This window comes from Limnohabitans sp. 2KL-3 (genome assembly GCF_001269405.1).
Taxonomy (GTDB): domain Bacteria; phylum Pseudomonadota; class Gammaproteobacteria; order Burkholderiales; family Burkholderiaceae_C; genus Limnohabitans_A.
This window is the reverse complement of record NZ_CXON01000001.1, coordinates 466,249-491,663: the sequence shown is the minus strand read 5'-3', so window position 1 is coordinate 491,663 and position 25,415 is coordinate 466,249. Positions and strand designations below refer to the sequence as shown.

General features: G+C 58.3%; 1 protein-coding gene (running past one end of the window). It reads left to right on the top strand.

Annotated features, from left to right (window positions below; genetic code table 11):
* Positions 1–25,415: the 3' portion of an Ig-like domain-containing protein gene (locus AMM41_RS02285; protein WP_089952505.1), read on the top strand. 16,825 nt of this gene lie to the left of the window's left edge; 25,415 of the gene's 42,240 nt are visible here — the last part of the coding sequence; the start codon falls outside the window, past its left edge; it ends in the stop codon at positions 25,413–25,415.

Below are 25,415 nucleotides of genomic sequence, written 5' to 3'. Positions count from 1 at the left end.
AACTGGCAGCGGATGCCGACCACAAAGTGCTGGCCACCGTGCTGGCCAGTGACGGCTCGAACAACACCGCCATCTACACCGCGCCGCTGCGTGCCTACACGCTGGACGGCAACAGCGAAGCCCTCAAGACCGCCTTGACGCTCAACCCCGTCACGCTCGACAACGTCATCAGCCAAGCCGAAGGCGCCAACACCTTGACCACCCTCACGGGCAAAGCCACAGGCGCGTTCGCAGCCGGTGACGTGGTCACCATCAGCTTGGGCCTGGCCAGCGAAGTCAAAACCTACTCGGGCACCGTGGACGCGGCAGGCAACTACAGCATCGCCGTCAACACCGCCGACCTGAAGGCCGACACCGACACCCGCGTTGAAGCGCGTATAGCCGCCACCGTCTCCAGCGTGCCCGGCGCGGCCAAACAAACGGCCGAAGCCGCGCAAGACTACGTGGTGGAGGACGGCGCCACCGCAGGCAAGCTCACGGCCATCAGCCTGGACTCTGTGACGGCTGACAACATCATCAACGCCGCAGAAAACACCGGAAACATTGCCATCACCGGCAAAGTGACGGGCAAGTTTGCCTCCGGCGACACCGTCACCCTCACGCTCAAAGTGGGTGGTGTGGACAAGCCCTACCAAGGCACTGTCAACGCCCAAGGTCTCTTCAGCATCAACGTGCCTGCAGCCGACCTGGTCGCTGACAGCAACACCACCATCGAAGCGAGCGTCACTGGCACGGGTGGCACGCTGGCCAATGCACTGCAAAACTACGCAGTCGACATCACCCCGCCCGTGGGCACCGTGATCACCATCGACGCCATCACCGGCGACGACTTTGTCACGGCCACCGAGCAAAGCGGCACCGTCACCATCACCGGCTCTGTCACGGGCGAATTCCGCGCCGGTGACAAAGTCACCATCACCGTGGGCGGCACCGACTACACCGCCGCGGTGGACGCAGCAGGCCAATACGCCATCACAGGCGTTGACGGCGGCAAGTTTGCCCCCGACACCGACCGCAAAGTCGACGCCAGCATCCTGGCCAGCGACAACTCGGGCAACACCCTCACCGTCAGCGCTGTGGCCCGCGCCTACACGGTGGACAGCAACGCCCAAGCCCTCAAAACAGCGCTCACGCTCAAGCCCATCACCGGCGACAACATCATCGACGCTGCCGAAGGCTCCGCCACCAGCACCACCCTCACGGGCAAAGCCACCGGCGCATTTGCAGCCGGTGACGTGGTCACCATCCGTTTGGGGCTGACAGACAGCGTCAAAACCTACTCGGGCACCGTCAACGCGGCAGGCGACTACAGCATCGACGTCAGCACCGCCGACCTCAAAGCCGACACCGACAGCCAAGCCGAAGCCAGCATCGCGGCCACCGTGCCTGGCAGCGCAAACAAGCAAACGGCCACCGCCGCGCAAGACTATGTGGTGGAAAACGGTGCCAACATCGGCAAAGTCACCGCCTTGAGCATCGACCCGGTCACGCCCGACAACATCATCAACGCCGCAGAAAACACCGGCTTCATCACCATCACCGGCCTGGTCACGGGCAAGTTTGCAGCGGGCGACACCGTCACCCTCACGGTCAAAGGCGCACAGGTGCCCGGCACCGTGGGTGCAGACGGCAAATTCAGCATCAACGTGGCCGCTGCCGACTTGGTGGCGGACAGCGACACGCAAATCGAAGGCAGCATCACCGGCACCGGGGGCAGCAAAGCCACCGCCTTGCAAAACTACGCGGTCGACACCACGCCGCCTGCTGGCACCATCATCGTCATCAACGCCATCACCGGCGACGACTTCTTGAGCGCCACCGAGCAAGGCGGCAACGTCACTGTCACCGGTAGCGTCACGGGCGAATTCCGCGCAGGCGACAAAGTCACCATCAACGTGGGCGGCACCGACTACACCGCCGCAGTGGACGCGTCTGGCCAGTACAGCATTGCGGGCGTGCCCGGGGCGCAGTTTGTGGCCGGCTTCAACAGCGGCGACACAGCCATCGACGCCAAAATCCTGGCCAGCGACGGCTCCAATAACAGCGCCACCTTCACGGCCACTCCACGTCCGTTCACCCTGGACACCAACACCGAAGCGCTCAAAACCGCTTTGACCTTGGACCCCGTGGCAGGCAACAACATCATTGACACCACCGAAGGCGCTGTCACCAGCACCACGCTCACCGGCAAAGCCACAGGAGCGTTTGCAGCAGGCGACGTGGTCACTGTCACCGTGAACGACACCAAGTTCACCGGCACCGTGGACGCAGCCGGTGTGTACAGCATTGCTGTGACCACTGCCGACCTCAAGGCCGACACCGACACCCGCGTCGAAGCCCGCATCGCGGCCACCGTGCCCGGCAGCGCGGCCAAGCAAACGGCAGAAGCTGCGCAAGACTACGTGGTCGAAACCGGCACCACCGTGGGCAAGCTCACGGCCATCACCCTGGACCCTGTCACAACGGACAACATCATCAACAGCACCGAAGCGGCAGGCAACATCACCGTGACCGGCAAAGTGACGGGCAAGTTCGCCGCAGGCGACACCGTCACCTTGACAGTCAAAGGCGCAGCCTTGCCCGGCACAGTGCTGGCAGACGGCACCTTCAGCATCCTCGTTTCGGGTGCCGACCTGGTGGCTGACAGCAACACGCAAATCGAAGCCAGCGTCACCGGCACCGGTGGCACCTTGGCCAATGCGGTTCAGAACTACGCGGTCGACACCACACCTCCGTCTCCTGCAGGCACCACGCTCACGATTGACGCCATCACCGGCGACGACTTCCTGACGCAAGCCGAGCAGGGCGGCAACGTCACCATCACCGGCTCTGTGACCGGCGAATTCCGCGCTGGCGACATCGTCACCGTGGTGGTCGACAACACCAATTACAGCGCCGCTGTGGATGCTTCTGGCAAATACAGCGTGACGGGTGTTCCTGGCTCCAAGCTGGTCAACGACTTCAACGGTCTCAACGGTGGCGACAAAGCCGTCTCGGCCAGCATCGTGGCCAGCGACTCCTCCAGCAACACCGCCACCATCACGGCCACACCACGTCCGTTCACTTTGGACACGAACACCGAAGCACTCAAGACCGCTTTGACGCTGGACCCGATCACGGGCGACAACATCATCAACACCACCGAAGGCGCTGTCACCAGCACCACCTTGACGGGCAAAGCCACAGGTGCGTTTGCAGCGGGCGATGTGGTCACCTTGACGGTGAACGACGTCAAGTTCACAGGCACCGTCAACGCAGCTGGTGTGTACAGCATTGCTGTGACCACAACCGACCTCAAGGCCGACAGCGACACCCGAGTCGAAGCGCGCATCGCGGCCACCGTGCCCGGAAGCGCTGCCAAGCAAACCGCAGAAGCCGCGCAAGACTACGTGGTCGAAACCGGCACCACCGTGGGCAAGCTCACGGCCATCAGCATCGACACTGTCACTGCTGACAACATCATCAATGCTGCAGAAAACACGGGCTCCATTGCCATCACCGGCAAAGTCTCGGGTGCCTTTGCATCGGGTGATACCGTCACCCTCATGCTCAAAGTGGGTGGTGTGGACAAGCCGTACCCTGGCTCTGTCAACGCCCAAGGTCTCTTCAGCATCAACGTGCCTGCAGCTGACCTGGTCGCTGACAGCAACACGACCATCGAAGCGAGCGTGACCGGCACCGGTGGCACAGCGGCCAGCGCACTGCAAAACTATGCGGTGGACACCACACCTCCGTCACCCGCTGGCACCACGCTCACGATTGACGCCATCACCGGCGACGACTTCATCAGCGTGGCCGAGCAGGGCGGCAACGTCACCATCACCGGCAGCGTCACGGGCGAATTCAAAGCCGGTGACAAAGTCACCATCACCGTGGACGGCAGCAACTACACCGCCACAGTGGACGCATCGGGCAAATACAGCGTGACGGGTGTTCCCGGCTCCAAGCTCAAAGCCGACTTTGACAACGGCGATAAAGCCGTCTCGGCCACCATCCTGGCCAGCGACAGCGTCAACAACACCGCCACCATCTCGGCCACACCACGTCCCTTCACTTTGGGCACCAACACCGAGGCCACCAAAACAGCCCTCACGCTGGACCCCGTTGCAGGCGACAACGTCATCACCGTGGCCGAAGGCAACAACGCCACCACCACGCTGACGGGCAAAGCCACTGGCGCATTTGCAGCCGGTGACATCGTCACCATCAGCTTGGGCCTGACCGGCAGCGTCAAGACTTACACCACCACCGTCAATGCAGCAGGCGCATACACCGTCACCGTGGACACCGCCGACCTGAAAGCCGACACCGACACCCAAGTCGAAGCCCGCATCGACGCCACCGTGCCCGGCAGCGCCACGAAGCAAACGGCAGTGGCTTCGCAAGACTACGTGGTCGAAGACGGCAGCACTGCTGGCAAGCTCACGGCCATCAGCATTGACGCTGTGACGGCTGACAACATCATCAACGCCGCAGAAAACACCGGCAACATTGCCATCACCGGCACGGTCACGGGCAAGTTCTCTGCGGGTGACCTGGTCACCCTCAAGCTCAGCTCCACCCAGGCCTACAGCGGAACCGTGAACAGCGCGGGCAACTACAGCATCAACGTCCCGGCCGCCGACCTGGTGGCAGATGCCGACACGCAAATCGAAGCCAGCGTCACCGGCACTGGCGGCACGCTGGCCAATGCGGTCCAGAACTACGCGGTGGACACCACACCTCCGTCTCCTGCAGGCACCACGCTCACCATCGACGCCATCACCGGCGACGACTTCCTGACGCAAGCCGAGCAGGGCGGTAGTGTCACCATCACCGGCTCTGTGACCGGCGAATTCCGCGCTGGCGACATCGTCACGGTGGTGGTGGATAACACCAACTACAGCGCTGCTGTGGATGCCTCCGGCAAATACAGCGTGACAGGCGTGCCCGGCTCCAAGCTCAAAGCCGACTTTGACACCGGCGACCAAGCCGTCTCGGCCAGCATCCTGGCCAGCGACTCCTCCAGCAACACCGCCACCATCTCGGCCACCCCACGTCCGTTCACCCTGGACACCAACACCGAAGCGCTCAAGACCGCTTTGACGCTGGATCCGATCACGGGCGACAACATCATCAACACCACCGAAGGCGCTGTCACCAGCACCACGCTCACCGGCAAAGCCACAGGTGCGTTTGCAGCGGGCGACGTGGTCACCTTGACGGTGAACGACACCAAGTTCAGCGGCACCGTGGACGCTAACGGCGTGTACAGCATCGCCGTCACCACCGCCAGCTTGAAGGCTGACACAGACACCCGAGTCGAAGCCCGCATCGCGGCCACCGTGCCCGGCAGCGCGGCCAAGCAAACCGCAGAAGCTGCGCAAGACTACGTGGTCGAAGACACCAACACCGCTGGCAAGCTCACGGCCATCAGCCTCGATCCTGTCACGGCTGACAACATCATCAACAGCACCGAAGCGGCAGGCAACATCACCGTGACTGGCAAAGTGACGGGCAAGTTCGCCGCAGGCGACACCGTCACCTTGACAGTCAACGGCGCAGCCTTGCCTGGCACAGTGCTGGCAGACGGCAGCTTCAGCATCCTCGTTTCGGGTGCCGACCTGGTGGCCGACAGCAACACGCAAATCGAAGCCAGCGTCACCGGCACCGGTGGCACAACGGCCAACGCACTGCAAAACTACGCCGTGGTCCTCAACGTGGCACCGGTCAACACCGTGCCCACCGCCAACCAAACCGTGGCCGAAGACACCCAGCAAGCCATCACCGGCATCAGCGTGTCTGATGCCGACGGCAACCTGGCCAGCACAAAAATCAGCGTGCTCAACGGCAACCTGAACGTCACCCTGTCGGGTGGTGCCACCATCACCGCTGGGGCCAACAACAGCGCCACGATGACCCTGAGCGGCACCCAAGCGCAAATCAACGCCGCACTGGCCACCATCCAGTACAAGGGCGCTGCCAACTACAACGGCAACGACACCCTCACGGTGCTCTCCACCGACGGCCAAAACGTCACCGACAGCGACACCGTGGCCATCACCGTCACGCCTGTGGACGACAACGCCACCATCGGCGGCGACATCACCGGCGTGGCCACCGAAGACACGCTGGCCAACGCCAGCGGCACCGTCACCGTCACCGACGGCGACGCAGGCCAAGCCACACTGCAAGCGGCCACCCCTGCCAGCTTGGTGGGCACCTACGGCAACTTCACGCTCAACGCCAGCACCGGCGCGTGGACCTACACCTTGGACAACACCAAGGCCGCCACCCAGGCCCTGGCCGCAGGCCAGCAAGTCTCAGACAAACTCACCGTCACCAGCACCGACGGCAGCGCCAGCAAAGACATCACCGTCACCGTCAACGGCCTGAACGATGCCCCAGTTCTGACGAGTCAGCCCATGACATCGAAGGCAGGTCTTTTTGAGTCAACAGCAACCGTTCCGGGAACGCCGCTTAGCTTGACACCGATCAATGGGGTTGCGGTCGTAGGTGCCTCACCCACTGGCTGGACACCTGCAAGTCAAACGCCCGATACCCTGACAGGCGTAAATGGCCAAGGAACAGGTCAAGGTAAACTGGTCGCATCTTCTATTGCCGGAACATCCATTGATGGTGGCGGCATGGCCGGTATGTGGGCCTCCACCTCAACCGGCAACTTCGAATCGATGTCGACAAAATTGACAACTGTGGTGGGGCAAACCTACACCGTGGCTTTGCAATGGCAAGGTGCCACAACAGAATTTGCTGGTGGTGGCTCAATGTTCATCTCTGACGGCACAACGCGTCAGGAATACAACAAAACGGTCGGCGCAGCAACGGACGCCTGGGACGTCGCCACCTACACGTTTACAGCAACACAAACAACCACAACCTTAACAGTAGGTGCCGACACAACCAACAGCGAAGGGACCACAGCCAACGGCAACGGCTACATTGTTGTCGACTCACTCAGCGCAAGCCAACTCAACGCTTACCTTGCCTCGCAAACCACCCCCGCCGCAGGTGCCACCGTGGCCTCGCTCATGCCCGCCAGCACCGACGTGGACAGCGGCGCTACTGTGCAAGGCTACGCCTTTACAGCTGCAGCCGCATCCACCAACCCGGCAGGCCATTGGGAATACTCCACCAACGGCAGCACCTGGAACGCGCTGACCAGTGCCAGCACCAGCGCCGCCGTCTTCCTCAAAGGCACCGACCTCGTGCGATGGGTGGGCACACCCGCCAGCCACACCGAACTGCGTGCCGTCGTGGTCGACAACACAGGCCCAGGCGTTGCATCCGGTACCACACTCAACGTCACCACACGCGGTGGCAGCACCCCATACAGCGGTGACGAAGCCGTGCTCGCCACCGTCGGCAACGTTGCCCCAAGCAACGTCTACCCCGGCGCACAAACCGTGGCCGAAGACACTGCCCTGGCCATCACCGGCATCAGCGCAAGCGACGCCGATGGCAACCTGGCCAGCACCACCTTGAGCGTGCTCAACGGCACGATCAACGTCACCTTGTCGGGTGCCACCATCACCTCGGGTGCCAACGACAACAGCACCCTGACCCTGAGCGGCACCCAAGCGCAAATCAACGCCGCGCTGGCCACAGTGAAGTACACAGGCAACGCCGACTACAACGGCGCAGACACCCTGAGCATCGTCTCCAAAGACAGCGCAGGCGCCACCAGCGCCATCAACACCGTCGCGATCACCGTTAGCGCCGTCAACGACGCGCCGATCAACACAGTGCCAGGTGCACAAAACACCAGTGCAGAGACGGCCCAGGTCATCACCGGCTTGGCCATTGCCGACCCGGATGCATCAGCCAGCACCAGCAGCACGAAGGTTTTCACCGTCACACTGGCGGTGGCCCACGGTACCATCAACGTGGCCAGCGGCACCGGCGTGACCTTGTCCACCAACGGCACAGGCAGCGTTACCTTGTCTGGCAATCTGGCCAACCTGAACGCCTTGCTGGCCAGCGCCAACGCCGTGACATACACACCCGCCAGCGGCTACAGCGGCACCGACAAGTTGACGATGACCACCACCGACAACGGCAATACCGGCACAGGCGGCACACTGACCGACCAAGACACCGTGGACATCGTGGTGGCCATCACCAACACCGCCCCCGTGCCCAACCCGACCAACGGCTTGGTGAACAACCCGCTGCAAGGGCAAGACGCGGTGACTGTCAGCATCACCGACAACGCCAGCACCAACGCAGGCAACTTCGTGACCGGTGGCAGCACCGTGGCCCAAGGCCTGGTGCGCTACACGCTCAGCTTCAGCGGCGGCATCGACGCTGCCACCCTGACCGAAGTCGACATCAAAGTCAGCAACGGCACCCTCAAGGCCGGGTCACTGACCCGCGTGGGCACCACCAACGAGTGGACCGTGGACGTGCAAACCCCCGCATCGGGCAACGGCGCAACCAGCGTCAGCGTGATGGACGGTGCCTACACCGGAGCCAACGGCTTGGCCGGGCAGGGCAACTCGGCTACGCAGGCTTATGGGACGTTTGGACAGGGGGCTTCGGGTGGTGCTGCGGTTGCAGCGAATTCAAGGACTTTGGAGCACAACAAACCTATGGTTGCACTGCCAGATGGCGGTTGGGTGACCATTTATACAAGCCAGGACTCTTTCCCTTGGCCGACCATGGCTCAGCGATTTGATGCGAGTGGAGCGGCGGTTGGTCCTATTTCATCCAATTTGTTTGCTTCATCGGCAGGGACGGTCACGCAAGCGCTTTACCCAACGGTGACAAGTCTGACGAATGGTGATTTCGTTGTCATGGTTTCCAGTGGTTCTCTCCTTTATGTTCAGCGAGTGGATGCTAATTTCAGTCCAATAGGCAGTGCCTTCAGAGTGAACTCGTTTTTAGCGGGTAGTTCACCAGTAGAAAATGCTACAAGAACCATTACAGGTCTTCCAGACGGTGGATTTGTCATCACTTACGACGCCGCAGGCAGCGCTGTAGAACGTTTTGATGCAACGGGCACACGCGTAGGGGCCGCTTTCAAAGTGGGATCACCCACCGACGCAAAAGGTGCAGCTCTGAGTGTTTTCAGTGACGGCGGATATGTTGTTTCTTGGCTTGAAGGGGTTGTTAACAGCAGTATTTATACCCAAAGGTACAACGCCGACGGAACACCCAATGGTGGGGTGACAACGGTGTCCAGCTCTGCATTTGAGACAACGAGAACAAGAGTGGCGGTACTTGAGGACAACAGTTACGTTGTAGTCTGGAACTCTGCTCCGGCTCCCAAAAACTCCTACTACCAGCAATACAGTGCAAATGGCGTAGCCATGGGCCCAGTCAAGAATGTGTCGGCCAGCGCATCAGACAATTTTGCTGATATTGCAAGTTTGGCCGGTGGTGGCTTTGTCATGACTTGGACTGAAGATCCTGTGAATTCATATGAGAGAACACTTCGTGTTCAATCTTTTGACGCCAACGGCAATCCCATTGGTGCGCCAATGACACAGACAACCACGGCTGATTCGACTAGGTACTCGTCGCCGCACGTTGTTGGCTTGACCGGTGGTGGTTATGCATTGAGCTATGCACTCGGCAGCTCACCCGCTGCGTCAACCAATTACAACCAAATCTTCGCTGCCCCCGGCGGCTCCTTCCTCTCTGGCGCCACAGCCGGTGGCACCGACACCTTCACCGGTGGCGACGGCGCTGACGTCATCACCGCCAACGGTGGTGCCGATGTCATCTACGCCGGTGCAGGCAACGACACCGTCATCGTCAACGCCGACAACATCACCCAGCTGGCCACTGCGGCCAACATGGTGCTGGACGGAGGCACGGGCATCAACACGCTCAAGTTGGACGGCACGGGCTCCACGCTCGACCTGACCAACGCCACCATCGCGGCCAAGGTCAGCAACTTCAGCGTCATTGACCTGACCGGCACCGGCAACAACACCCTCAAGCTCAACGCCGCATCGGCCAAGTTCTTGTCGGGTGCCAGCGACAACGCACTCACCGCTGTCAACGAAGCCAAGCTCATCGTGGTCAACGGCAACAGCGGCGACGCGGTGCAGCTGCTCGACCCACAGGTGGGCGGCACCAGCCAATGGACCGCAGGCCCCACCGAAACCGGTGCCGACCTGATCGCCAAGTTCGGCGCAGCCCAAGGCTTTGTGTCCGGCCAAAGCTACAAGGCCTACACCCTGGCCGGTGCCACGGTGTACATCAACACCGCGCTCAGCGTCACCGACTTTGGCACGCCCACCACAGCGCCTGCCCCAGTGGCCACCGCAGGCCAGACCGTGCAAGAGCTGTTTGGCACCCGCTTTACCGACGTAGACGGCACCAGCGTGGCCAATGGCCAATTCAAAGGCGTGGCCATCACCGACGCGGGCACCAGCACAGAGCAAAGCAACCAAGGCGTGTACCAGTGGTCCACCGACGGCACCAATTGGACCCCCCTGGCCCCAGGCCTGGGTGACAGCAATGCCGTGTTCTTGGCCCCCACCACACTCATCCGCTTCCAGGCGGCATCTGGTGTGGCCACGCTCAACCTGCACGACCTGAGCGCCCGCTTGATCGACATGTCGGGCCAGACCAGCACCGCAGGCCTGACCAACGGTGCCACCACCAACGCCAGCAGCAACGGTGGCACCACCGCCTTCAGCGGCACGCCCATCACGCTCAAAGACCTGGGTGCGCCTGCAGCGCCGGCCATCGTCAGCTACTTTGACGACGTGGGCAGCGCCACCGGCAACAACGCCAGCGGCACCACTACCGACGACGCCAAGCCCACCCTCAGCGGCACGGCCGAAGCGGGCAGCGTGGTCAAGCTGTACAACAACAACGTCGAAATCGGCAGTACCACCACCAACGGTGCAGGCGTGTGGACGTACACACCCACGGCCGATCAGGCCAACGGTCTGTACACCATCACCGCCAAGGCCACGGACGCCAGCAACAATGTGAGTGGGGTGTCGAACACCTTCACTTACACGATTGCCCCAAGCGACGTCACCGCCCCCATCTTGGTGAGCACATCACCCACCGACAACGGCCAAGTGGCCGCCACCAACCTGACGACCGACTTGACGCTGACCTTCAACGAAGTGGTCAAAGCAGGCACGGGCGTGATTGAGCTGTACAACGCCAGCACCAACGTGCTGGTGGAAAGCTTTGATGTGACCAGCAGCGCCTTGGTGACCGGCTGGAACAGCAACACCCTCACCATCAACCCCACCGCCGATTTGACTGCTGGCACGGGTTACTACGTGAAGGTGGCTGCCACCGCTGTGAAGGACCTGGGCGGTAACGCTTATGCAGGCATCACAGACGCAACCACGTTCAACTTCTTGACGCTGAATACGGATGGCAGTATTCCTGTGTTCCCGCCTTATGGTGGGCAGACGAGTAGCAATTTGGGTTTTTCAGTGTCTAGTGCTGGCGACGTCAATGGTGATGGATATGACGATGTGATTGTTGGTGCGTACACCACGGCCACCGATGCGGGCGCTGCCTATGTGATTTATGGCAATGCTGCAGGTGCTGGGGTGGTCTTAACCAGTGGCACTATTGCCCCTAGTTTGGGATTCAGAATATCAGGTCAATCTGGCAGCTATTTGGGAACCACGGTATCAGGCATTGGCGATATCAACGGCGATGGATTCGCTGATGTGCTTGTTGGTGCAAATGGTTCTTTAACGAGTACGGCTGCTGCTTATGTGGTTTACGGTAGTGCGTCAAATTCAGGCGTTAATTTGAGCAGCGGCAGTATTGTTGCCAGTAGCGGTTTCAAAATCTCAGGCTTAAGTGGAAGTTTTTTCGGCAGGGCTGTTTCAGGCGGTGGTGACGTGAACGGTGATGGTTTGGCGGACCTGATTATTGGTGCACCCTACGAAACAATCAACGATAATAAAGGTGCAAGCTATATTGTTTACGGCAACACAACTGGCGCAGATATTAATTTGAGCAGTGGTTCCATCGGCGCCGCAAGTGGTTACAAAATCAGTGGTCAAAGTAACAGTTCAAATGGTTGGATGGTCTCAAACGCAGGCGACGTGAACGGCGACGGCTTGGCAGATCAAATCATTTCTGCGTACGGCTCAAGAGAAGCCTATGTTGTTTATGGCAACAGCACGGGCACCGGCGTAGACCTTAGCGGGGGCACGATTTCTGCTGGACGAGGCTATAAATTAACCGGACTAACAACTACTACACAGTTTGGTTTTGCCGTTTCAAGTGCTGGCGATGTGAACGGCGATGGATTTGCCGATGTGATTGTGGGTGACAATGGTCCCAATGCTACCAATGCTGGAAGCGCGGCATATATCATTTATGGTGCTGCAAACGGTACAGGCGTTGATTTGAATACAACAGGTGGGACCATTGCATCTAGTCGCGGTTTCAAAATCACCGGGCCTGCTGGAACGCAGCTTGGATCTTCCGTTGCAAGTGCAGGTGATGTGAACGGCGATGGTTTATCGGACTTGATTGTTGGTGCCACGTTTAACAGCAGTGGTGTGGGTGCTACTTATATTGTCTATGGCACAACGTCGAGCACAGGTTTAAACATTAGCTCTGGCGCGATTGCAGCAAGCGATGGTTTCAAACTCACCGCCACTTCCTACGGATATTTTGGTAATTCCGTTTCAAACGCTGGTGATGTGAATGGTGATGGGCTGAGCGACCTCGTGATTGGTGCGAACAAAACGAACAGTGACTCAGGTGCTTACTACATCGTCCTAGGCGGCACACAAACCGTCAGCAACGCCGTCAACCTCACCGGCACAAGCGCTGGCGAGGCAGTGCTCGGCACTGCAGGTGATGACACCCTCAATGGCAACGGTGGCGTGGACCGCTTCTTTGCAGGCAAGGGCAACGACACCATCGTGCTGCAAGCGTCTGACGCAACCAGCTTGGCCAGCAACACCGGTGCTACTCGAACCACGGTGCAGGGTGGTCAAGGCTTTGACACCCTCCGCCTGAGCGCGAGCATGTCGCTGGACATGACCGCCATCTCCAATGTGGGTGCGATGGGCCTGGAAGAAAACAGCCGCATCGAAAGCATCGAGCGCATCGACATGGCCACCGACACCAGCGCCAACACGCTGACCCTGACGACCAAAGACGTGAACGACATGGCCGACTTCAACAGCATCCGCCTGGGTGCCAGCGACGACGGCAAGACCTGGAGCAACGTGACGGGCACTGCCCTGAGCGCCACCACCAAGTTCCACCAAGTGGTGGTGGACGGCACGGCTGCCGATGCACTGACGCTCGAAGTGGGCGCAGGTGCGTGGGCCAATGTGGGCGAAGTCAACTACGCAGGTGGCCCGGGCTACTTTGTGTACCAAAACACCGAAACCAACTCACAAGTGATTGTGGACAAAACGGTGGTCGTCAACAACAAGGACAAGGCACCGCCTGTGGTGGTGTTGACAGACTCGATCAATGGGGTGGCTGCAGGGGACTGGAGTGGCCTCAGTGTGTCCAATGCGGGTGACGTCAACGGTGACGGCTATGACGACGTGATCATTGGTGCAGGCAAAGCTGACCCCTTGGGTCGGAGTGATGCAGGCAGCAGCTATGTGGTGTTTGGTGGACCTGCCAATTTGATGCCCTTCAATTTGTCAACGTTGAATGCTGGCACCAGCACCAAAGGTTTTGTGATCAATGGGGGGGTGAGCACGCTGTACGGCGGCATAGGCTGGTCGGCGTCTGCAGCGGGCGACATCAACAGCGATGGCTTGGCCGATTTGGTGATTGATGGTGGATCCACCAACGACGGTCCAGGTAAGGCGTATGTTGTGTACGGCAAAACCAGTGGCACAGCCGTCGATCTGGGTTCTTTATCTGCAACGACCGGTTTTGTGGTCAACGGCTTACAGACGGCAGACTATTTCGGCACGAGTGTGTCCAACGGTGGCGACATCAACGGCGATGGCTTGGCTGATTTGATCGTGGGCTCCTTTGGCTTGGGCATCAGCGCGGCCACCACGGATGAGGGTTCTGTGTATGTGATGTTTGGACAAACCAATCCATCGACCATGAACGTGAACAGTTCGACGGCAGGTTTTGTCATTCAAGGCTGGAGCAAGTCGATCTTGGGCAGCCCAGCAGGCGCTATGGCGGGTTACAACGTGTCGACCGCTGGCGACGTGAACGGTGACGGTCTGGCGGATGTGATGTTCTCGGGATACAACTACGGCCGTACTGAAGACTATGTGGTGTTTGGCAAAACAGACAACACGACTGTGAGGATTGACAACCTAGGTACCAACGGCTTCAAAATCCAGAGTCAGAATCCGGCGGAGCAATCATGGTTCTCGCTTTCTTACGCAGGCGATGTGAACGGTGATGGTTTGTCTGATGTGGTTTTGGGTGCGAACAATGCCTACAGCATCAGCGATGGTGTGGGTGTTCCCTACGTGGGCAAGAGCTATGTGGTGTTTGGTAAAACGAACAATGCCACCGTGGACCTGACGGCCATCGCCGGTGGTACAGGTGGATATGTCATCAACGGTGAGCTCGATCGCGATTTGCTGGGCAGCAGTGTCTCTTATGCAGGTGACATCAACGGCGATGGTTTGGCCGACTTGATCGTTGGCGCCAAAGGTTCTTATGCAACACAACCGGGACGAACGTTTGTGGTCTATGGCAAAACAGATGCCACCGCAATCAACGTGTCTGATGTGGCCAAAGGTGTTGGCGGCTTTGTCATTCAGGGCCAATCAGCCGACGACAAATTGGGCGTGGATGTCTCTAACGCAGGCGACGTCAACGGTGACGGCTACGACGATTTGATTGTGGGTGCGCAGTATGCCGACCCCACCACTGGATCGATTGATGCTGGCAAAACCTACATCATCTATGGCGGTTCACAGTTCATCAGCGGCAACATTGCCACGGCCACGGGCACAGCTTCTGATGAAATGGTCATTGGCACCAGCAGCGACGACACCCTGACCGGCAACGGCGGTGTGGACCGCTTCAACGCGGGCAAGGGCAACGACACCGTCGTGCTGCAAGCCTCTGATGTGACCAACTTGGCCAACAACACCGTCGGTGGTGCCAAGGCCATGGTCGACGGCGGCACGGGTTTTGACACCCTGCAAGTGTCGGCCGCAGGCGTGAACCTGGACATGACCGCCATCAGCAATGTGAGCGCCATGGTCAACGAAGGTGCCAGCCGCATCAACAGCATCGAGCGCATCAACCTCGGTGCCGATGCCACAGCCAACACGCTGACCCTGACGGCCAAAGATGTGAACGACATGGCCGACTTCAACAGCATCCGCTTGGGTGCCAGCGACGACGGCAAGACCTGGAGCAACGTGACGGGCACTGCTCTGAGCGCCACCACCAAGTTCCACCAAGTGGTGGTGGAGGGCACGGCTGCCGATGCACTGACGCTCGAAGTGGGCGCAGGTGCCTGGGCCAACGTGGGCGAAGTCAACTACGCAGGTGGCCCGGGCTACTTTGTGTACCAAAACACCGAAACCAATTCACAAGTGATTGTGGACAAGACGGTGGTCGTCAACAACAAGGACAAGGCACCGCCTGTGGTGGTGTTGACGGACTCGATCAATGGCGGCGCCCACAGCGTTGCCAATGCAGGCGATGTGAACGGTGATGGTTATGACGATTTCATCATCAGTGCTTCATACGCTTCGAACAACTACCGCTCGTATGTGGTGTTTGGCAGTTCAGCCAATCTGATGCCTTTGGAGCTGACCAGTTTGACCGCTTCGGGCGGCAGTGCAGGTTTCTACATCAGTGATTCCACACCCATTGAAATGATGGGTTACAGCATTTCGGGTGGCGGTGACATCAACGGTGACGGTCTGGCCGATTTGATCGTGGGTGCTTATGCGGGGTCTGCCAACGGTGTGGGCAATTCCGGCAAAACGTATGTGGTCTATGGCAAAACAAACACGACTGCAATCGATGTTCAAACATTGAATGCCGGGACAAGCTCGGCTGGTTTTGTCATCAATGGTGCAGGTCTGAGTGCGGCTGAAGGCATCAGTGTGTCCAGCGCTGGCGATGTCAACGGCGACGGATTTGCAGATGTATTGGTGTCCGGATACACATCGACCAGCAACGGCGCAGCCAACCCAGGTACCAACTATGTGGTGTTTGGTTCTTCATCCACATCACCTGTCAACTTGACCGCTGTGGCCTCAGGCACTGGTGGCTTCAGGATCGACACCCCCAATCAAGGCTCAACACCGATGATTGCCAATGCAGGTGACGTCAACGGAGACGGTTTGGCTGACTTGGTCATTGCAGCGAAGGGTGACTTCACAAACTACACCAACAGCTCTTCAGGGTATTCGTTTGTGGTGTTTGGTAAAACCAATGGCTCCCCCGTCAATTGGAGCAGCTTGACCAATGGCGCATCGACAAATGGGTATGTCATCAACGGTGGTACCTCGGTAAGCTCTTCGTTTGGAGTTGCAAGTGCGGGCGATGTCAACGGTGATGGTTTGTCTGATCTCGTCATGGGTTCAACCATCGGCAACAGCTTTGTGGTGTTTGGTAAAACATCTGGTGCCGCCATCAGTCTGCCAAGCTGGTCCAGTGGCACATCCACGGAAGGTTTTGCCATCAATGCGGCGGGCACTGCTGATCTTGCGGGATTGAGCGTGTCTTATGCAGGCGACATCAACGGCGATGGTTTGTCTGATTTGGTCGTGGGCAGTGGCTTGGCGGACCCGGTCGGAAAAACGAACGCAGGCAAGGTGTATGTGGTGTACGGCAAAACCGACAACACAGCCATCAGCTTGAGTAAAGTGGCTTTGGGCAGTGGTGGCTTTGTCATCAATGGCCAATCTGCTGGCGATAATTTGGGTGGCAGCAACAGCGGCTCATTCCAAAATGAAAGCGTGACCTACGCAGGCGATGTGAACGGCGATGGTTATGACGACTTGCTCGTCTCGGCAGACACCGCAGGCAAAACCTATGTCATCTATGGCGGCAATCAGTTTGTCAGTGGCAGCGTGGCACTGGCCAATGGCACTTCGTCTGACGAATATGTGGTCGGCACAAGTGGCAACGACACCTTGACCGGCAACGGCGGCGTGGACCGCTTCAACGCAGGCAAAGGCAACGACACCGTTGTACTGCAAACCTCTGACGTGGCCAACCTGTCCAACAACACCATCGGTGGCGTCAAAGCCATGGTCGACGGCGGCACGGGCTTTGACACCCTGCAAGTGTCGGCCAGCGGCGTGAACCTGGACATGACCACCATCACCAATGTGAGTGGCATGAACAACGATGGCACAAGCCGCATCAACAGCATCGAGCGCATCAACCTCGGTGCCGACGCCACAGCCAATACGCTGACGCTGACGGCCAAAGATGTGAACGACATGGCCGACTTCAACAGCATCCGCATTAACTCGCTCAGCGACGACGGCAAGACCTGGAGCAACGTGACGGGCACTGCCCTGAGCGTGACCACCAAGTTCCACCAAGTGGTGGTGGAGGGCACGGCTGCCGACACCCTCAACCTGGGTGCGGGCTTCACGCAAGTGGGCACCGTGAGCAACGGCGCGGCCACTTACAACGTGTACCAAAACACGGCCACCAATTCGCAAGTGATTGTCGACAGCGCCATCTCCAACGTGGTGATGGACCTGCCGCCCACATTGGTGAGCACCTCACCGGCCGACAACGCCCAAGTGGCCGCCAACAACTTGGCGACCAACTTGACGCTGACCTTCAACGAAGTGGTCAAAGCAGGCACGGGCGTGATTGAGCTGTACAACGCCAGCACCAATGCGCTGGTGGAAAGCTTCAACGTGGCCAGCAGCACCAAGTTGACCGGCTGGAATAGCGCCACCCTCACCATCAACCCCACCACCGATTTGACCGCTGGTACGGGTTACTACGTGAAGGTGGCTGCCACCGCCGTGAAGGATCTGGGCGGCAACGCTTATGCAGGCATCACAGACGCAACGACGTTCAACTTCTTGACGCTGAATTCGGATGGCAGTATTCCTGTGTTCCCGCCAAATGGTGGAGGAAACTGGAGCAGTTTGGGGTATGCCGTTTCTAGCGCAGGCGATGTCAACGGTGATGGTTATGAAGATGTGATCGTTGGGTCGCGTACCTCTGGATCTACTGGCTACACAGCCGCTGAGGGCGGAAATGCTCCCGGTGCTGCATATGTGATCTATGGCAACGCAGATGTAACGGGCGTTAGCTTATCGAGTGGAACAATTGCAACAAGCTTGGGTTTCAAAATCTCTGGGCAGTCAGCGACCAACCTCGGCAGCAGTGTTTCTGGTGCAGGTGACATTAACGGTGACGGTTTTGCCGATCTGATTGTTAGTGCGCGATTGAGTACTGTTTCGGGCAGTCCTAATGCGGGTGAAAGCTTTGTCATTTTTGGTAAGGCCACCAATGCAGGTGTGAACCTGTCAAGTGGCGTTGTTGCAAGCTCAGATGGCTTTAAGCTTTCGGGGGGGATTTCAAACTCTTATTTCGGTCAAAGCGTATCCAGTGCCGGGGATGTCAACGGTGATGGCTTAGCCGATCTGTTGATTGGCGCCTCCGGCATCATGGATGTCAATAATTCGATGATTGGTAAGGCGTATGTTGTCTATGGCAGCACAGCAGCCGGTGCCACAGGCCTTAGTTTGAGCAACGGGTACACAATTACTGGGCCAAGTGGTGGAACCAATCCAACCATTGGCTATACAGTTTCAAATGCAGGCGACGTCAACGGCGATGGCTTGGCTGACCAAATTGTGGGTGGTCGTGGATCCAACGGTTCGACAGACGCTTATGTTGTGTACGGTAACAGCACAGGTTCAAGCATTAGTTTGGGAATTAACAGCGTACCCAATAGCAGCGGTTTCAAGATTGCCCAAGGTTTAGTTGGTAGCGTATCAAGTGCAGGCGATGTCAACGGTGATGGACTGGCTGATTTGATTGTCGGTGCATACAGTGCGAACACCTTTGCAGGTGCCTCGTATGTGATTTATGGAAAAAACACCAATCCTTCAAGCTATGAATTAACAGGCACAACAGCGACGATCGCTTCAAGTGACGGATTTAAAATCACTGGTGGCACAGGGACTTCGTATCTCGGCTACTCAGTGTCCACCGCAGGTGATGTTAACGGTGACGGATTAAGTGACGTGATCGTGGGTAGTTTGGGCAGCACATTCATCGTTTACGGCAATACCTTGAACACAGGCTTGGATTTGAGTTCAGGTTCTATTGCTGCAAGCAACGGTTTCAAACTCAGTGCGCCAATACCTCCTTACGGATCGCCGACACAGCCGGCCTACTTTGGAGGTGCCGTTTCTAGCGCAGGTGATATGAACGGTGATGGTTTGGGTGATCTGATCATTGGCGTGGCCGACTCTAACGGCAATTCACAAACCGGCGCTTATTACTTGGTCATGGGCGGCACACAAAACGTCACCAGCGCCGTCAACCTCACCGGCACCGCCTCTGACGAAGCCGTCTTGGGCACCGCAGGCAACGACGTGCTCGTTGGCAACGGTGGCGTGGACCGCTTCTTTGCGGGCAAAGGCAACGACACCATCGTGCTGCAAGCGTCTGACGCCACCAACTTGGCCAGCAACACGGGTGCTACCCGAGCCACGGTGCAGGGTGGTCAAGGCTTTGACACCCTCCGCCTCAGCGCGGGCATGTCGCTGGACATGACCGCCATCACCAATGTGGGTGCGATGGGCTTTGAAGAAAACAGCCGCATCGAAAGCATCGAGCGCATCGACATGGCCACCGACACCAGCGCCAACACGCTGACCCTGACGGCCAAAGACGTGAACGACATGGCGGGCTTCAACAGCTACAACAGTGGCAATGGCTGGGTCGGCTTGGCTGCCTCGGTTCAGCGCCATCAGTTGCTGGTTGACGGCAACAGCGCCGACACCCTCACCTCGACCGACGCTTGGAGCTACGCAGGCACTGCCACCAACGGCGGCAAGACTTACAGCGTGTACAACAGCATCTCCAGCATGTCGCAGATCATTGTGGACAGCACGGTGCAAAACAAGCTGAACCCGGGCCTGAGTTTGGCCATTGTGGACACGGGCTTGGGGGGGTACGCCATCAACGGCGAAGCCGTCTCTGACAGCAGTGGCTACACCATCAGGAACGCAGGTGATGTGAACGGCGACGGTTATGACGACATCCTGATCAGCACGCCTTTTGCGAACGTGGGTGCCTTGAACGATGCTGGCAAAGCCTACGTCGTGTTTGGCAAAGCAGGCGGCCTCACAGGCAATACCAACATTGAGCTGAGCAGTGTGGCGGCTGGTGTGGGCGGTTTTGTAATCAATGGCGCAGCAGCTTCCGATTACACAGGGACAAGGTTCAGCGCTGCGGGTGACGTCAATGGCGACGGCCTGGCCGATGTGATCGTGTCGTCTGAAAACGCAGACGTGACGACCGCCGGAGACAACATCGGTCGCGCTTTTGTGCTTTATGGCAAAACCAGCGGAGCGGCGGTTAATTTGTCTGCCGTGGCCACCAGCGAAGGCTTCTCGATCAACGCGGGTCAAACCAGTGCGGGGTTAACCACTGTGGGCCAAGCGGGCGACGTCAACGGTGACGGCCTGGCCGACTTGATTGTGTCCACCACCAACGCCGATTCAGGGAGCACGTTGAACATCGGCAAGTCCTATGTGGTGTTTGGCAGCACAAACAACAGTGCATCGGTCAACCTGACAGCGATTGAAGGGGGTGTGGGTGGCTTCGTCGTCAATGGCCCTGGTGCCGATGTGCGTGTGGGGTATGGTGCCCGAAGCGCTGGCGACTTCAACGGCGACGGCTTGAGCGATCTGATCATGGGTGCAGACTTCAATGCATCGAACGCGTTCAGTGGCACCAGTTACATCGTGTACGGCAAGACCAGTACCACTGCAGTGGACTTGTCCAATGCAGGTACAGCGGCGTTCGCCATCGTGGGTCAGTCCGCCGCAGACAAGGCTTTCCGCGTGTCCAACGCGGGCGACGTCAACGGTGACGGTCTGGCCGATGTGGTTGTGGGCGCTATAGGCGCAGACACCGCAGCGGGCGTCGATGCGGGCCGCAGCTATGTGGTGTTTGGCAAAACCGGTGCTTCGGGCACAGTCCAGTTGAGTGCTATTGCAGCTGGTGTGGGTGGCTTTGCCATCAATGGTGAAGTGGCAGCAGACACCGCTGGCATCGTGAGTTACGCTGGCGACATCAACGGCGATGGCTTGGCTGACCTGATTGTGGCGGCCCCGGGCAACGACAATTTGGCTGGTGCCAACGCGGGGCGTGCCTATGTGGTTTACGGCCAAACGGGAACAACGGCGGTCAATCTGAGCACGGTGGCCAATGGTGTGGGTGGCTTGGCCATCAACGGTTTCTCTACGGGCAGTTCCGTGTCATCGGTTTCTTATGGGGGTGATCTGAACGGTGATGGCTATGATGATTTGCTGGTCGCGACATCGAATGCCGATCCAGCGGGCCGCACCGATGCAGGAAAAACCTTTGTCGTCTTTGGTGGCAACCAGCTGGCGACCCTGGTGGACTTTGTGGGCGATGCCACAGCCAACACGCAAACTGGAACCACGGCAGCCGAAACCTTTGCGGCAGGCGATGGCAACGACACGCTGATTGGCAACGGCGGTGCCGATGTCATGTCAGGCGGTCGTGGCAACGACATGTTTGTGATCAACGCCAGCAACATCACGGCTCTGAACAGCGCCATGGGTGCAGGTGGCAATATCGCGCAGCAAGCGCGTGTAGATGGCGGCACGGGTGTCGACACCCTGCAGTTGTCTGGCGGTGCATCGTTGGACCTGACCGCAGTGACCAACGTGGATGCCATGTCTGCCGAAAACACCAGCCGCATCGAAAGCATCGAACGCATCGACATGGCCACCGACACCAGCGCCAACACGCTGACCCTGACTGCCAAAGATGTGAACGACATGGCGGGCTTCAATGTCATCCGCACGGGCACCGTCAGCGCAGATGGCAACATTTGGGCCAATGTGACGGGCACGGCATTGAGCGCCATCACCAAATACCATCAGTTGGTGGTGGATGGCACGAATGTGGATACTTTGAGCTTGTCTAACAATGAACTTTGGACCAAGGTGGGTGAGGTCAGCAATACGGGTTCGGTGTTGGCCAGCACGCATGCGGTGTATCAAAACAATGCGACCAACACGCAGTTGATCGTAGACAAGCGCATGAATATCCAGCAGTTGGACTTTGCACGGGTGTCGATCTCGGACAACCAAACTTCTGCGACCACAGGCAACAACACGCAGCTGACCTTCACTTTGAAATTCAGCGAAGCCGTGGATCCGAGCACCTTGACCACTGAGGATCTGAATGTTGTCAATGGCACTTTGGTGCCCAATTCGTTCACGCAAGTTGACAGCACGACTTGGACAGCCCAGGTCACCACACCGACTTCGGGATCGAGTGCAACAGTCTTGTCTTTGAGCGATAACAGCTACAAGGCGATGAGCACAGCCATTGGTTTGGGTGGCTCTGGTGTGCAGGCTTATGGTGCCTTGGGTACGGGGGCTTCACCCGGTTCGGGATATTCTTCAGGCACTAACTCATACAGTGCAATTGGTGCGTTCACCAACGGTTCGACGGTCTTTGCTTACAGCAATGGCTTGACGCCATGGGCGACTCAGGGCGGTTCTTTGTACCCGAACGGTTTGTATGAGTTTTCATATTTGACGGTTGAGTTGTACAGAGCCGATGGTTCCTCTGTGCTCGTTGAAAACATTGACCAGGCATCGAAGTGGAACGGTACGCGTCACACTTCGCCGCAGGTGGCTCAGGCCGGTGCAGATGGTTCGTTTGTGGTGACCTGGAATTTCTACGGTTCGAATGGTTACTTCTACCCTTATGCGCAAAAATACAGCGCAGATGGAGTCGCAGTGGGTCCACGTACCGCATTGGCCACTACGGGTTCTTTCTCGACCGTGGTTGCGCCTTTAGGTCTGGATGGTTCGTATTCGATCACTTGGACAGAAAGTAACGTCATCAAGTTCCAACGCTTCAATGCCGACGGAACCAAGACAAACTATTCGCTGATGACACTGGATGGCGATGGCAATGGTGCAGACACTTCACCTCAGGTGATCTCGACAGGCGCAGATGGCGGCAGTGTGGTGACTTGGACAGGTCCGGATGGTTCAGGTCAGCCGACTGTCTTTGTGCAGAAGGTTTTTGCAAACAGTGGCATGTCGGGCTTGGTCAAGCTCAAGGCACCTTCAGCAAGCACCAATTCAGACAGCCAGCCAGACATTCTGGTCGTTGGCAATTCGGGTGCGTATGTGGTGACTTGGACGGGCAAGGATGAGGGTGGCGACACCAGCATTTTTGTGCAGAAGTTCAATGCGGATGGGTCAACCACTGGCAACGCGGTTGTCAAATTGGAAGGTGCGGGTTCAACATCGAGCAACGACTCTGCACCACGGGCGTATTCGATTGCTGCAGATGGTTCGTTTGCATTGGTTTGGACTGTCACAGGCACAGGCAAATACATGCAGAAGTTCAATGCCGATGGCACCACAAACGGCACTACAGCGTATGTGGCACCCGCCGATGCACAGGTCGTTGTTTTTGACAACGGTGACTATGCCTTGTCGACTTTGTTGAACAACAACACCATCGTCACGACCAAGTACTCTGGCGCAGGGGTCATGCTGTGGACAGACAGCTGGTTCTACCCAGCTCCGTCCAACGTGTCGCCTTGGGCTGTGAATGGTATGTCCTACACCATGGTGGCTCAGGCAGATGGGGGCATCGCGTTGGGTGGTGTTGCGGCTGTGACTGGAACGTCCTACAACTCCAGCGACTCATTGAAGTTCTATGTGGACTACACCTCGACAGGTCGTGCGTTTGTCAAGACCGGTACAAGCGGCACAGATGTTTTGGTGGGTACCGATGGTGCTGACTACATCACTGCCGCAGGGGGAGCTGACATCGTTTACGCGGGTGCGGGTAACGATAGCGTGACGATCGACGCTTCTAACATCAGCAGTTTGGGGGTCAGCAACAACATGGTGCTGGACGGTGGTTCGGGGATCAACAAGTTGATTCTTAACACGTCTACCGCGCAGACACTGGATCTGACCAACATCCTGGTGTCCAGCAAGGTAAATGGTTTCACGTTGATCGATTTGACAACAGGGACCAATACGCTGACCTTGTCTCAGACCCAGGCAGCTGTGTTGTCGGGCGCTTCAGACAATGCATCGACCGCCGTAGATGAGTCCAAGATGTTGATTGTGAACGGCAATGCGGGTGATGGTGTCCAGTTCATGGATGGCACCAACTGGAGCGCCGGGCAGTCATTCACTGGCAACAGCTTGAACCTGACTTATGGGGCAGCTTTCGCCTTCAAGAGCAGCAGCACGTACAAGCTCTACACAGCGGCCAATGGAGCGACGGTTTTTGTGAACTCTTTGGTCACGGTCACTGGCAATATCGCACCAGTAGTTTTGGACATGAATGGTGATGGTGAATTGAGTTACGCCCGGATGCTCATGGACGTGAACAGCGATGGTGAGATGGACATGACCCTTTGGGCCGGTCGTCAAGATGGTGTGCTGGTTTGGGACAAATACCATGACGGCAAGGTTCACAACCACACGCAATATGCGTTCGTTCAGTACGGCGGAGAGTCCGATCTGGAGGGTCTGGCCGCGATGTTTGACACCAACTGCGATGGCCAACTGAATGCTGCTGATGCATTGTTTGGCGAGTTCAAGGTTTGGCAAGATGCGAACCAGAACGGTGTGAGTGATGCAGGTGAGTTGCTCAGCTTGACCGATGCGGGCATTGCCAGCATCAACCTGGTCAGCGATGGTGTGCAGCGCACACCTGTGGCGGGTGTGACTGAAGCCGGTCAGACCACCGCGACCATGGTGGATGGCCAGAGTGTGTTGGTGGCTGATGCGGCCTTCGTTTACGAAACCGCAATCGATGCCGATATGGCTGGACATTTGGCCGCTCAACAGAGCACCGATGTGACGCCTGAACAAGTCGCCGCCGCGATTGCCGTGTGCACCAGCGCTGCCGAGTCGAGCGTCTACTCGCTCAGCAACGGCCAGAGCCTGGACCTGACCACCGTGCTCAAGGACATGAGCTTCAAGGGCATCGTCAAGGGCTTGGAGCAAGTGGACATGGCCACCGACACCAGTGCCAACAAGGTGTCGCTGACCTTGGCCGATGTGCTGAGCCTGCCGCCCACCAACGGTGTGTACCAGCTGGTGTTGTCTGGTGCTGCCAACGACAAGGTGATGCTGACCGAAGGCGAGTGGACCGACACCGGCAACGTGGTCAACCAAAACGGTAACAACTACGCTGTTTACACCGGCACCACCGACCCGTCAGCGCAACTGCTGATTGACCAGCACATGCTGCAGTCTCACCAGACCAGCTAA